15 protein-coding genes are annotated in these 12,665 nt (G+C 69.9%); 8 read left to right on the top strand and 7 right to left on the bottom strand.

All coding sequences use genetic code 11. From position 1 onward, the window contains the following. Positions 1-37 precede the first annotated feature (37 nt). Positions 38-397: a VOC family protein gene (locus OG787_RS29520; protein WP_369034612.1), complete on the top strand. Its 360-nt coding sequence runs from the start codon at positions 38-40 to the stop codon at positions 395-397. Between the two features lie 33 nt (positions 398-430). Beyond that, a complete protein-coding gene (locus OG787_RS29515; protein WP_369034634.1) occupies positions 431-826 on the top strand; it encodes a VOC family protein in 396 nt (131 codons plus the stop codon). Positions 827-864: 38 nt separating this feature from the next. On the opposite strand, the gene OG787_RS29510 is transcribed toward OG787_RS29515, so the two are convergent. After that, positions 865-2,001: a dipeptidase gene (locus OG787_RS29510; protein ID WP_369034611.1), complete on the bottom strand. Its 1,137-nt coding sequence runs from the start codon at positions 1,999-2,001 to the stop codon at positions 865-867. A 371-nt stretch (positions 2,002-2,372) separates the two neighbouring features. On the opposite strand from OG787_RS29510, the gene OG787_RS29505 reads away from it, so the two are divergent. Then, positions 2,373-3,227 (top strand): helix-turn-helix transcriptional regulator, encoded by an 855-nt coding sequence (locus tag OG787_RS29505; protein WP_369034610.1) that lies wholly within the window; start codon positions 2,373-2,375, stop codon positions 3,225-3,227. Between the two features lie 36 nt (positions 3,228-3,263). Then, the gene (locus tag OG787_RS29500; RefSeq protein ID WP_405537092.1) at positions 3,264-3,638 is read left to right on the top strand and encodes a hypothetical protein; all 375 of its coding nucleotides are present in this window, start codon (positions 3,264-3,266) and stop codon (positions 3,636-3,638) included. Between the two features lie 237 nt (positions 3,639-3,875). Here the strand turns inward: OG787_RS29500 and OG787_RS29495 are convergent, their stop codons facing one another. From OG787_RS29495 to OG787_RS29480, 4 genes are all read right to left on the bottom strand, one after another. Then, positions 3,876-4,097: a DUF397 domain-containing protein gene (locus tag OG787_RS29495; RefSeq protein WP_369034607.1), complete on the bottom strand. Its 222-nt coding sequence runs from the start codon at positions 4,095-4,097 to the stop codon at positions 3,876-3,878. Positions 4,098-4,223: 126 nt separating this feature from the next. Next, on the bottom strand, positions 4,224-5,405 hold the full coding sequence (locus OG787_RS29490; RefSeq protein ID WP_405537091.1) for a dipeptidase: 1,182 nt from the start codon (positions 5,403-5,405) through the stop codon (positions 4,224-4,226). Positions 5,406-5,410: 5 nt separating this feature from the next. Next, positions 5,411-5,968 carry a 5-(carboxyamino)imidazole ribonucleotide mutase gene (purE, locus tag OG787_RS29485; protein ID WP_369034605.1) on the bottom strand — a complete coding sequence of 186 codons (558 nt, stop codon included), beginning with the start codon at positions 5,966-5,968 and terminating at the stop codon, positions 5,411-5,413. Beyond that, entirely contained in the window at positions 5,965-7,104 is a 1,140-nt protein-coding gene (locus tag OG787_RS29480) for a 5-(carboxyamino)imidazole ribonucleotide synthase (RefSeq protein WP_369034604.1), read from the bottom strand. Before OG787_RS29480 ends, purE begins: the two co-directional genes overlap by 4 nt. Positions 7,105-7,248: 144 nt before the next feature. Here OG787_RS29480 and OG787_RS29475 point away from each other — a divergent pair, with 144 nt between their 5' ends. Next, positions 7,249-7,824, top strand: coding sequence for a GtrA family protein (locus OG787_RS29475; RefSeq protein WP_405537090.1), 576 nt, complete (start codon positions 7,249-7,251; stop codon positions 7,822-7,824). A gap of 314 nt (positions 7,825-8,138) precedes the next feature. On the opposite strand, the gene OG787_RS29470 is transcribed toward OG787_RS29475, so the two are convergent. Together OG787_RS29470 and OG787_RS29465 are read right to left on the bottom strand one after the other, a co-directional pair. Next, entirely contained in the window at positions 8,139-9,413 is a 1,275-nt protein-coding gene (locus OG787_RS29470; protein WP_369034602.1) for an ATP-binding protein, read from the bottom strand. A 170-nt stretch (positions 9,414-9,583) separates the two neighbouring features. Continuing rightward, complete coding sequence (locus tag OG787_RS29465) at positions 9,584-10,261, bottom strand: response regulator transcription factor (RefSeq protein WP_235478175.1); 678 nt, start codon at positions 10,259-10,261, stop codon at positions 9,584-9,586. A gap of 335 nt (positions 10,262-10,596) precedes the next feature. On the opposite strand from OG787_RS29465, the gene OG787_RS29460 reads away from it, so the two are divergent. From OG787_RS29460 to OG787_RS29450, 3 genes are all read left to right on the top strand, one after another. Continuing rightward, positions 10,597-12,078, top strand: coding sequence for an oligopeptide:H+ symporter (locus tag OG787_RS29460; protein WP_369034601.1), 1,482 nt, complete (start codon positions 10,597-10,599; stop codon positions 12,076-12,078). A gap of 259 nt (positions 12,079-12,337) precedes the next feature. Continuing rightward, positions 12,338-12,502: a hypothetical protein gene (locus tag OG787_RS29455; RefSeq protein WP_369034600.1), complete on the top strand. Its 165-nt coding sequence runs from the start codon at positions 12,338-12,340 to the stop codon at positions 12,500-12,502. Then, positions 12,499-12,663: a hypothetical protein gene (locus tag OG787_RS29450; protein WP_369034599.1), complete on the top strand. Its 165-nt coding sequence runs from the start codon at positions 12,499-12,501 to the stop codon at positions 12,661-12,663. The genes OG787_RS29455 and OG787_RS29450 overlap by 4 nt, the downstream gene beginning before the upstream one ends. Positions 12,664-12,665 lie beyond the last annotated feature (2 nt).

The raw sequence follows: 12,665 nt of genomic DNA, 5'->3' as shown, positions 1-12,665 counted from the left end.
GAAGCAAGACAAGCAAAGGCAATCAACGGAGGAAGCCATGCCCATCGCCAAGCTCGGTGCCGTCGTCCTGGACTGTCCCGACCCCGGCGCCCTCGCCGCCTTCTACGCCGCGCTGCTGGGCGGCACGCCCGAGGTCGAGGAGGACTGGATCGACCTGCGGCTCCCGGACGGGCCGACACTGGCCTTCCAGGCCGCTCCCGGCCACGTACCGCCGAAGTGGCCGTCGCCCGACGCCTCGCAGCAGTTCCACCTGGACGTGACCGTGGCCGACCTGGACGCGGCCGAGCGGGAGGTGCTCGCGCTGGGCGCGAGGCCGCTGGAGACGGAGGACCGGGCCCGCTCCTTCCGTGTCTACGCGGACCCGGCGGGGCACCCGTTCTGTCTCTGCGCGGGCTGATCCCGGATGGCCCAGGATGGTCCCGTGGCACCCGTGGCACCCGTGGCCCGTTTCCGTACCGTCGTCGTCGACTGCCCGGACCCGCGGGCGCTGGCCCGTTTCTACGCGGGTGTCGTCGGCGGTACACCGGCGGACGAGGACCCGGACTGGGTCGTGCTGTACGTCCCCGGCGGGCCGCGGCTGGCCTTCCAGCGGGCGCCCGGGTACTCCCCGCCCGAGTGGCCGCGGGCCGGCCACGGCTCCCAGCAGTTCCATCTCGACCTGGACGCCGGGTCCACCCTGGCGGAGCTGGACGCGGCGCAGGAGGCGGTCCTGGCGCTGGGCGCCCGCCCGCTGGACCTGGACGACCAGGACGGGCGGCGGGATTTCAGGGTGTACGCCGATCCGGCAGGGCATCCGTTCTGCCTCTGCCGGATCGAGCGCCATTGAGCCCGTAGGACTCCGAGGCCCTGAGGCCCTGAGGCGGGTCAGCCGTCCAGTTCCGCGATCCGTGCCGTCGACGGTTCGCGGCGCTGCTGTGCCGCCTTGGCCGTGAAGTCGGCGTTGCGCAGGACGCGTTGGACGTTTCCCCAGGTGAGGAGGGCCAGGTCGGGTTCGGTCCAGCCTCGGCGCAGGAGTTCGGCGATCAGGTTCGGGTAGCAGGAGGCGTCGCCGAGTTCCTGGGGGTGGGCGCTGCCCGAGTCGTACGTGCCGGACAGGCCGACGCACTCCGGGCCCGCGACCGCACGGACGTGGTCGAGATGGTCGGCCACGTCACGGACGGACGGTCCGGTCTGCTCGGCCGTCAGCGGCACCAGGCACAGGCCCCCGGCCGCGCCCAGCTCGGCGAGCGTCTCGTCGGGCAGGTTGGCGGGGTGGGGGCGCAGGGCGCGGGCGGCGGAGCGGGTGCACAGGGCCGGCGCCTTGGAGATCCTGACGGCGCGGTGGATGGTGGCCGGGGAGGCGCCCGAGAGGTCGGCCAGCACTCCGAGCCGGTTCATCTCGCGGACCACCTCCTCGCCGAACCGGGTGAGCCCGGCCTCGCTGGCCCAGGACGTACCGGCGAGGGTGAGCACGCGCAGGCCCAGGGAGTGCAGGACACGCAGGATGCCGAGCGAGTCGTCGAGGGCGGCGGCCGAGGCGGGCCCGAGCACGACAGCGACCCGTCCGCAGTTACGGGCGTCGGTGACCTGCCCGGCGGTGCCCGCGAGCCGCAGCCCTTCCGGATGGCTCCGGGCCACCGTCTTCACGAGGTCCAGCTGCTCCAGGGTGGCCCCGACGGCCCGGTCACCGACGAGCCCGTCCGGCAGGTGCAGCGCCCAGAACAGCGCGGCCACATGGCCTCGTCGCATGCGGGGCACATCGGTGTCGATGGTGCTCTCTCCCAGCTCCAGGTCGTACCAGGGCAGGTGTCGCAACGCCCAGGGCAGCCCGCTGTAGCCGTCGGCGACGGGGTGCGCGGCGAGGATGGCGTGGGCGCGGTCGAGGGGGTCGGCGTCCGGGTCGGAGACGGGTGAGAAGTCGACCTCCGCCGCTGTGTCGTCGTCGGGCTCCGGCAAGGGGAGGGGCGGGTCGAGTTCCCCGACCTCGGCTGTGGTGTGCAGTTCGTCCTGCAGATCGGCCATGGCGGGCTCCGTACGTCGTGATCTACCTCGTGATCGCAATACGGTCACCGTCGCACGGGGGCGAGGGGGCTTCCTGGTGGGTGGGGCGTTCGGGGGTACGTCACACACGTCCCCCTCGCCTCACCCGCCGCGCACGACCCCCAGGTGCGTGTGACCTACACAACTTCGCCATGCTCCAACAGCCCTCCGTCGATTAGACATGTGTCGTTCGGGTAGGCCCATACAGACGGCGGCGACATGGAGTACTTCTGGATGGCGTACTCCTATTGGAGTAGGGGCGAATGGATGTGACGCGAGTCGACCTACTACGATGGCAAAGTTTCGGCACGACCAGTGCCCGACCGCCGCTGTCAAGATCCTGAGGAGCATCAATGCCCACGGCCGTGGACCCGAGTCTCAATCGCCGCAAGCTGCGACTGGCGCTGAAATCAGCCCGCGACAGTCGCGGCCTGACGCAGCGTGACGCGGCCGACGCGCTGGAGTGGTCGCTGTCCAAGCTGATCCGCATCGAGGCGGGCACGGTCAGCCTGTCCGTCACGGACCTGCGCGCGATGCTCCTCGAGTACGGCGTGGAGGACCCCGAGGTCGTCGCGGACCTGGAGGAGGCGGCCCGGGGCAGCAAGGGACAGTCGTGGTGGTCCGAGTACAGCGATGTCGTCAGCCAGCCGTTCAACCAGTACCTGGGCTACGAGAGCGCGGCGAACTCCATCCGGGGCTACCACCCGAGTCTCATCCCCGGCCAACTCCAGATCTCGGACTACATCTCCGCCATCTTCGAGGTCGGTGAGCCCGTGGCCAAGGCCGGGCAGCTCACCGACCTGCGGCTGGCCCGACAGGAGCGGATCCTCCAGGAGGGCGGTCCCCGTGTCGAGATGATCCTGGACGAGGCCTCCCTGCGCCGTCAGATCGGCGGCCCGACGACCATGCGGCGCCAGCTGACCTTCCTCAAGTCGCTCGTCACCGAGCAGCGCGCCACCTTGCGTGTCCTGCCCTTCTCGGCCGGCGCGCACGACAGCGTGGACACCAGCTTCACCCTCCTGGGCTTCCGCGACGACGAGGACGTCCTGTACCTCGCCGGACCCCGCGGCACGGTCACCAACCGCGACGACCGCAAGCTGGTGGCCCGCTTCCAGGAATGCTTCGAGGATCTGGAGAACAAGGCGCTCAACGAGGAGGACACGATCGCCATGTTCGACGACCTCATCGAGAACTTCCACCGCACCTGACATCCAGTCGGCGTGCATCAAGGCCCGGGGGACGCTATGAAAAGCGACGACGAGAGCAGAGGACCGGAGCTGGATCCCGGCCGCTCTCGGCGCCCCGGGCCCGGTTACAACGTCTTCCTCGGACCGGCCGCGCCCGCCCGGCCGCCCGACCCCCCGCGAGGCCGAGCCGATGTCGACGACACGATCAGGCTCCTGCGCACTCTCTGCGTCCTGATCGTGTTCTCCTCGGCCACGTTGCCCATGGTGGCCTTCGCCGGGATCGGGATGGGCGTATCGCCCTGGATCTGCCTGGTCGTCGCCTTCGGCGTCGGACCGCTCACGACCTGGGCGTTCGTCATGGCCTTCGAGAAGATACGCCGTTCCTCGCTGTCGGACGGACCAGAAGATCGACCGTCCAGTGGCGGGCCATAGCCGGCGAGCGCACCCACCACCAGCCGGCGGCCGCGGACACCGCGACCAGCACCGCCAGCCACATCACGAGCCGCACCCACGGACTTCCGCCCAGCAGGGAGACACCCGCCCCGGCGGCCGTGGCCAGCACACCGGTCACCATGCAGTACCCGGCCAGCCCGGGGTACCTGGTCACCGTCTGCTCTCGGCGTTCGCCGCTCATCTCACATCCTGTGCTCGGTCCGCTTCAGCCGTATGTCACCTGTGGTCCCCGTCGGCGATGTCCGGTATGAGGAACAACGCTGTCGCCGCACGCCAGGCATCCGCGGTGAAGCTCACCGACGCGGTGTCCGGCTGTTTGGAATCGCGCACCCGGACCGCCCCGGGGAGCACCGCGACCTCGCAGCAATTGTCATCACCCGAATTGCCGCCGCTGTAGCTGCTCCGCCGCCAGACAACCGCACCTCGACCCCCGGCCAACGCAGCCCCCTCTCGCTCTCGCCCCGCTCCGAGAAACGCTGAACGCGCCTACGGTTCTTACCCGTTGTGGCCACGGTTCAACAGACAGTCGTCTCTCTGGCGCGTTCTGAGGGGTCGGACCACCCCTCAGCCGTCCAACCCCTCCAACGTGGCGTTGGACGGCCCACGCCTCTCCCGCACCTCCCGTGCCACATCCTCCGCCGCCCCCAGCACCCGCACCGCGTTCCCCCAGGTCAGCTTGGCAAGATCGCTCTTCGACCAGTGCCGGTCGAGGAGTTCCGCGATGAGATTCGGGTAGCCGGAGACATCGTTCAGCCCGTCGGGGGTGAACGCCGTGCCGTCGTAGTCGCCGCCGATGCCCAGATGGTCGATTCCGGCCACCTCGCGCATGTGGTCCAGGTGGTCGGCGACCGTCGAGACCGTCGCGACCGGGCGGGGGTTCCGCTCCTCGAAGGCCCGGTGGATCTTCATCGCCTCGGGGGTCGTGGCGAGGTGGTGGAAGCCGTGGGCGCGCATGTTGTCGTCCGCGGCGGCCGTCCAGTCGACGGCGGCCTGGAGGACGAACTTCGGTACGAAGGTCACCATGGCCATTCCGCCGTTGACGGGCAGGCGTTCGAGGACGTCGTCCGGGATGTTGCGCGGGTGGTCGCACACCGCGCGCGAGGAGGAGTGGGAGAAGATCACCGGCGCGACGGACGTGTCCAGCGCGTGCCGCATCGTCGTCGCGGCGACATGCGAGAGGTCGACCAGCATGCCGAGGCGGTTCATCTCCCGGACCACCTCGCGGCCGAACTCCGACAGACCGCCGACGCCCGGCTCGTCGGTCGCCGAGTCCGCCCACGCCACGTTGTCGTTGTGGGTGAGGGTCAGATAGCGCACGCCCAGCTCGTACAACCCCCGCAGGGTGCCGAGGGAGTTGGCGATCGAGTGACCGCCCTCCGCGCCCATCAACGAAGCGATACGGCCTTCACGCCGGCCCGCCTCCATGTCGGCGGCCGTGAGGGCCGGCCGCAGCTCGTTCCCGTACCGCGCGATCAACTGACGTACGCAGTCGATCTGTTCGAGGGTCGCGGGCACCGCGTCCGGCAGGTCCGAGCGGACGTACACCGACCAGTACTGCGCGCCGACCCCGCCCTCGCGCAGGCGCGGGAGGTCGGTGTGCAGGTGGGTGTTCTGGGCGGTGGCGATGTCGCGGGCGTCGAGGTCGTAGCGGACCTGTTCGCGCAGCGCCCACGGGAGGTCGTTGTGGCCGTCGACGACCGGGAACTCGCGCAGGAGTTCCCGGGCCTCCTCCAACGAGCCGCTCACGGGCGTCACTTCCCGAAGCCGAAGCCGCCGCCGTTGCCCGCGCCGCTCTCGACCTTGGCGCGCAGCCGCTTGCCCTTCTCGGTGGCCTGGTCGTTCAGCTCCTGCTGGAACTCCCGCATCCGGCCGAGGAGTTCCTCGTCGTGCGAGGCGAGGATGCGCGCCGCGAGCAGGCCCGCGTTGCGCGCGCCGCCGACCGAGACCGTGGCGACCGGCACCCCGGCCGGCATCTGGACGATCGACAGCAACGAGTCCATGCCGTCGAGGTACTTGAGGGGGACGGGGACTCCGATCACGGGGAGCGGGGTCACCGACGCCAGCATGCCGGGCAGGTGGGCCGCGCCGCCCGCCCCGGCGATGATCGCCTTCAGTCCGCGCTCGGCGGCCTGCTCGCCGTACGCGATCATCTCGTGCGGCATGCGGTGCGCGGAGACGACGTCGACCTCGTACGCGATCTCGAACTCGTCCAGGGCCTGGGCGGCGGCCTCCATGACGGGCCAGTCGGAGTCCGACCCCATGACGATGCCTACGAGGGGTCCCGCACCGGGTTCTGCAACGGGGCTCATTCTGTGATCGTGCCTCTCAGGTAGCCGGCTGCGTGACGGGCGCGCTCCAGCACGTCGTCGAGGTCGTCGCCGTAGGTGTTGACGTGGCCCACCTTGCGGCCGGGCTTCACGTCCTTGCCGTACATGTGGATCTTCAGCTGGGGGTCGCGGGCCATGCAGTGCAGGTACGCGGAGTACATGTCGGGGTAGTCGCCGCCGAGGACGTTCGCCATGACCGTCCACTTGGCGCGGGGGCGCGGGTCGCCGAGGGGGAGGTCGAGGACCGCGCGGACGTGATTGGCGAACTGGCTGGTGATCGCGCCGTCCTGGGTCCAGTGGCCCGAGTTGTGCGGGCGCATCGCCAGTTCGTTGACGAGGATGCGGCCGTCGCGGGTCTCGAAGAGTTCGACGGCCAGATGGCCGACCACGCCGAGTTCCTTGGCGATGCGCAGGGCCAGTTCCCCGGCCTGGAGCGCCAGCTCCTCGTCTATGCCGGGCGCCGGCGCGATGACGGTGTCGCACACGCCGTCGACCTGCTGCGACTCGACGACCGGGTACGCGACCGCCTGGCCGTGCGGGGAGCGGACGACGTTCGCCGCCAGTTCCCGTACGAAGTCGACCTTCTCCTCGGCCAGGACCGGGACGCCGGCCCGGAAGGGGTCGGCTGCGTCCGCCTCGGACCGGACGATCCACACGCCCTTGCCGTCGTACCCGCCGCGGACCGTCTTGAGGACGACCGGGAAGCCGTCCCCCTCGGCCGCGAAGGCGACGACGTCGGCGGGGTCCGCCACGATCCGGTGCCGTGGGCACGGCACCCCGATCTCGACGAGCTTCGCCCGCATCACGCCCTTGTCCTGGGCGTGCACGAGCGCGTCCGGGCCGGGGCGGACGGGGATGCCGTCCGCCTCCAGGGCCCGTAGGTGCTCGGTCGGGACGTGCTCGTGATCGAAAGTGATCACATCGCACCCTTGGGCGAACGCGCGCAGCGTCTCCAGGTCGCGGTAGTCGCCGATGACGACATCGCCGACGACCTGCGCAGCGGAGTCCTGCGGGGTGTCACTGAGGAGCTTGAACCTGATGCCGAGCGGGATGCCCGCCTCGTGTGTCATACGAGCGAGCTGCCCCCCGCCGACCATGCCGACTACCGGGAACGTCACCCTCCAAGAGTATCGGCCCGGTCGTCGCGGCCTGATTACACGCCTGTGACCCCGTACACACAGGCGAGCCCCAGAGGGGGTGGTTAGCATGGCTGAGTTGACGAAATCCCACAGGGCGATCCCACAGACGGGGGCCGACAGACCATGGAACGTGGTTCCAAACGTGGTTCCGACGGGCGTCGTACGGCGCCCCGGGGCGCCGTACGACGCCGCTTCGACCAGTTCGCGGCCGAGGTCGCGAAGTTCGGGGCGGTGGGCACGGCGGGGCTTCTCGTCAACCTGCTCGTGTTCAACCTGGTCCGCCACACGACCGACCTCCAGGTGGTCCGGGCGAGTGTGGTCGCGACGGTGGTGGCGATCTGCACGAACTACATCGGCTTCCGGTATTTCACCTACCGGGACCGGGACAAGAGCGGGCGTACGAAGGAACTGACGCTGTTCCTGCTGTTCAGTGCGGTGGGGCTGGTCATCGAGAACGGTGTGCTGTACGCGGCGACGTACGGCTTCGGTCTTGACAGCCCGCTACAGAGCAACGTCTTCAAGTTCGTGGGGATCGGGGTCGCGACGCTGTTCCGGTTCTGGTCGTACCGGACGTGGGTGTTCCGTACGTTGCCGGCGCGGGAGGCTGTGGCGAGTGCGGAGTCGTTCTTGGAGGACGCGGGGCTCCCCGAGGGTGGGGCGATTCCTGGGCGGCGGAGTCAGCGGCAGCGGGTGGGTTGAGCTGGTCGGTTCGGTGCGGCGCCGTTGCGGCTTGTCGCGCAGTTCCCCGCGCCCCTAGGGGTGGGTGGGCTGAGCGGTCTAGTTCTGTGCGGCGCCGTTGTGACTTCTCGCGCAGTTCCCCGCGCCCCTAAAGACAGCAGCGGGTGGGTTGAGCTGATCGGTCCGTGCGGCGCCCGGTGGGGCTTCTCGCGCAGTTCCCCGCGCCCCTAAAGACAGCAGCGGGTGGGTTGAGCTGGTCGGTCCGTGCGGCGCCGGTGGGGCTTGTCGCGCTGTTCCTCGCGCCCCTTAGGGGGGCGCCCCCTGGCCGTTGGCTGTCAGCGCACCGTGCGTTCTTCCTCTCCGTCCTGTGGCTTCTTCAGGGGGGTTCTGGAGAGGAAGAGGCCGAAGACCGGGGGTTGCTGTTGGAGGAGTTCCAGGCGGCCTGCGTCTGCCTCTGCCAGGTCTCGGGCTACCGCCAGGCCGATGCCTGTGGAGTTGCGGCCGCTGATCGCGCGCTCGAAGATCCGGGCGCCCAGGTCGGCGGGGACGCCGGCGCCCTCGTCTGTGACCTCGATCACGGCCTGGTTGCCGATGACGCGGGTGCGCAGGGCGACCGTGCCGCCACCGTGCATGAGGGAGTTCTCGATCAGGGCGGCCAGTACCTGGGCGACGGCTCCTGGGGTGCCCACAGCCTGAAGGTGCCGCTTGCCCGAGCTGACTATGGCGCGGCCCGCGCTGCGGTAGGCAGGGCGCCACTCGGCGAGCTGCTGCTGGATGACCTCGTCGAGGTCGAAGGAGACGGCGGAGCCGGTACGCGGGTCGCGGGCGTTGGTCAGGAGCCGTTCCACGACGTCCGTGAGGCGTTCGACCTGCGTGAGCGCGATCGTGGCCTCCTCCTTCACCGTGTCCGGGTCGTCGGTGAGGGTGATCTCCTCCAGGCGCATGGAGAGGGCTGTGAGGGGGGTGCGGAGCTGGTGCGAGGCGTCGGCTGCCAAGCGGCGTTCCGCCGTGAGCATGCGGGCGATACGTTCCGCCGAGCCGTCCAGCACATCCGCGACCCGGTCCAGCTCCGGGACGCCGTACCGCTTGTGCCGGGGGCGCGGGTCGCCCGAGCCGAGGCGTTCGGCGGTCTCGGCGAGGTCGGTCAGGGGTGAGGCGAGGCGGTTGGCCTGGCGTACGGCGAGCAGGACTGCGGCGATCACGGCGAGCAGCGCGACGGCGCCGATGATCAGCAGGGTGCGGCCGACCTCACGGGTCACGGAGGAACGGGGTTCCTCGACCCGGACGGTCTCCCCCTCCTCCCCGTCCTCCTCGGCGGAGATGACGTCCCCTACGGGCTTGTCCCCGACCTCGATCGGCGCGCGGCCGGGGATGCGTACGACGGCGTACCGGTCACCGGTGACGAGGCCGCCGAGGACCTTGGCGTTGATCTGCTCGTCGCCGAGTATCCGGCTGTCCACAATGCTGGCCAGCCGCACAGCCTCGGAATCCACCCGCTCCTGCGCACTGGCACTGATCGTCCGCGTCTCGACGATGACCAGGGACACCCCGAACACGGCGATCACGACGAGCACGACAGCAAGGGTGGATTGGATTAGACGGCGACGCACGGCGGCCCCTCCGGGCGATGACTGACGGACGACGGGCGGTGCGCTGCGAGACCGCCCTGGGCGCCCCGCAGGGGCGCTCCAGGGGCGCGGGGAACTGCGCGATCAGCCCCCACCGGCCGCCAGCCGCGCGCCAAGCGCAACCCCCACGGCGTTACGCGCGTCCAGCTCCGCTAACTCTTCTCGAAACGGAAACCAACACCCCGTACCGTCGCGATGTACCGAGGATTCGCCGCATCATCGCCCAGCTTCTTCCGCAGCCAGGAGATGTGCATGTCGAGCGTCTTGGTCGACGACCACCACGTCGTGTCCCACACCTCACGCATGAGCTGGTCGCGGGTCACGACCCGCCCGGCGTCACGCACCAGCACCCGCAGCAGATCGAACTCCTTCGCCGTGAGCTGGAGCTCCTCCTCGCCCATCCACGCCCGGTGCGACTCGACGTCGATCCGCACGCCGTGCGTGGCGGGCGGCTGCTGCGGCTCGGCGGCGCCGCGCCGGAGCAGGGCCCGGACCCGGGCGAGCAGTTCGGCGAGCCGGAAGGGCTTGGTGACGTAGTCGTCGGCGCCCGCGTCGAGGCCGACGACGGTGTCCACCTCGTCGGCGCGCGCGGTCAGGATGAGGATCGGGACGGTCAGTCCCTCGGCACGCAGCCGGCGGGCCACTTCGAGGCCGTCCATACCGGGCAGTCCCAGGTCGAGAACGACCAGGTCGATACCGCCCTGGACGCCGGCGTCGAGCGCGGTCGGGCCGTCCTCGCGGACCTCGACCTCGTAACCTTCCCGGCGCAGTGCGCGGGCCAGCGGCTCCGAGATGGACGCGTCGTCCTCAGCGAGCAGTACACGGGTCATGAACTGATGGTAGACCGCCGTGGACGCCGTCTGGGGTGTGACCAGGCGTTCTTGATTCTTACCTTCGGACGCCAGGACGAGGGCACCCGGGACGGCGCGGCCGGTGCCCGCCGTACGCCCACGCGTGAACCTGTGCCTCTGCGATGAGATCCTGTCTCTTACCTTCGAATAAGCGACTGTTTCGCACTCATCACCTGTGATTCACGTCTCAAGTCCTTTTATTTACGACAGTGAACTGTCGTATGGTGACTGGAGCTCTTAACGGCACCCGGGGACCTTTGGCGAGTTTTCTGCCGAAGGTCTTTTTTGTGCGCCCCGACAGCAAGGAACGACCCATGGCGTCCAGCCTGACGAAGGATTCCCCCGTCTCCGAACGGTCCTTCTTCGGCCACCCCCGCGGACTGGCCACGCTCTTCATGACCGAGATGTGGGAGAGGTTCTCCTACTACGGCATGCGGGCACTGCTCCCCCTGTACCTGATCGCGCCGAGCGGCCTGCACCTCAGTGCGACGGCCGCGACCGCGATCGGCTCCGTCTACGTCTCGCTCGTCTATCTGCTCGCCCTGCCGGGCGGCTGGTTCGGCGACCGGGTCTGGGGCCCCCGCAAGACCGTCGCCGTGGCCGGCGGCATCATCATGCTCGGCCATCTGACGCTGGCCCTGCCGACGGCGGGCACCTTCTACGCGGGCCTCGGGCTCGTCGCGATCGGCTCGGGCCTGCTGAAGGCCAACATCTCCACCATGGTCGGCCATCTGTACGACGGCCCGGACGACCCGCGCCGCGACGGCGGCTTCACCGTGTTCTACATGGGCATCAACGCGGGCGCGTTCGCCGCGCCGCTGGTGATCGGCACGATCGGCGAGAAGGTCGACTGGCACCTCGGTTTCGCCCTCGCCGCGCTCGGCATGGCGCTCGGTCTCGCCCAGTTCCTGCTGGGCAGCCGGCACCTGGACGCGCGCTCCAGCGTCGTCCCGACCCCGCTGTCCGCCGCCGAGAAGTCCGCGACGCTCCGCAAGGCGGCGGTCTGGGCGGGCACAGCGGCCGTGTTCTACGCGTTCGTCGGCTTCTCCGGCCACTACACGCTGAACTGGGTCATGGTCCCGCTGATCCTGCTCGGGCTGATCGTCCCGGTGGTCGTGCTGGCCCGCATCAAGCGCGACAAGGACCTGAACAGGGCCGAGCAGTCGTCGATGTCGGCGTACATCTGGTTCTTCGTCGCCGCGGCCGTGTTCTGGATGATCTACGACCAGGGCGCCACGACCCTGTCGATCTTCGCGGACGGCAAGGCCGAGAACACGGTCTTCGGCTGGGAGTTCCCGGTCTCCTGGTACCAGTCGGTGAACCCGGTGCTGATCATGGCGCTGGCGCCGGTCTTCGCCTGGTTCTGGCTGGCGCTGAACCGGATGGGCAAGGAGCCGAGCACGATCGTGAAGTTCGCCTCGGGCCTGGTCCTGGTCGGTGTCTCGTTCTTCCTCTTCCTGGCGCCGCTGTCGATCGCCGGGGACGGCCACAAGGCGGCGGCGATGTGGATCGTGGCGATCTACTTCGTCCAGACCGTCGGCGAGCTGACCCTCTCCCCGGTCGGTCTGTCGGTCACGACGAAGATGGCCCCGGCGAAGTACGCCTCCCAGATGATGGGCGTCTGGTTCCTGGCCGTCACGGCGGGCGACGCGACGACCGGCCTCCTCTCGGTCGCGGGCGTCAACCTCGACCGGATGGGCGTGGTGGCCCTGGAAGCCGTGCTCGCGGTGACAGCGGGCGCCGCGGTGTGGTCGTACCGCGGCAAGGTCAAGCAGCTCATGGGCAGCGTTAACTAAGGGTCAACTGACGGTGTTCGTCGGTCGGTTGTACCGGTTGGCTGTACATGGCCGGGGTCGCCGTGTCCGGAGGGGCGCGGCGGCCCCGGCCGTTCTGTCCGTTCCGGCCGTACGTCGGTCGGCGGCCGAGGGCATGCGGAAATGCGCCCCCCGCCGAACGTGTCAACCCGGCCCTGTCCGCGACGTTTTCGCCCGGTTCAGGCGTCATGCTCGTGGCCCAGGCATTCGCCGGTACCGCCCACCCGAGGAGTGAACCCGCATGACGACGACCACCCTCCCCCTGCTCCCCCGCCGCGTTCCTGCCACTGCCGCCCACCGCATCGCCCCCGTCCCCACGTCCGTTCCCTCGCCCGGCGCCTGGGCCGCGCCCACCCGCGAGGTCCTGCGTTCGCTGGAGGCAGCGCTCGCCAGGTGGTCGTCGTGACGACGGTGCCCGCCGGGGCGGAGGCGGCGCCCTGCGATGTGTGCGAGGCGCTGGCCGCTCAGCGGGACGCGGCCCGGGAGGCCGGGCGTACCGGTGAAGTCGGTGACTGTGAACGGGAGTTGAGCGAGCACGGCCGACACGGTCAGGAGTGCTCGCCGTGACC

It is taken from the genome of Streptomyces sp. NBC_00075, from assembly GCF_045041225.1.
In the GTDB taxonomy this organism is placed as follows: Bacteria; Actinomycetota; Actinomycetes; order Streptomycetales; family Streptomycetaceae; genus Streptomyces; species Streptomyces adonidis.
The sequence above is the reverse complement of the archived record's forward strand: the minus strand, read 5'-3'. Positions and strand labels throughout refer to the sequence as shown.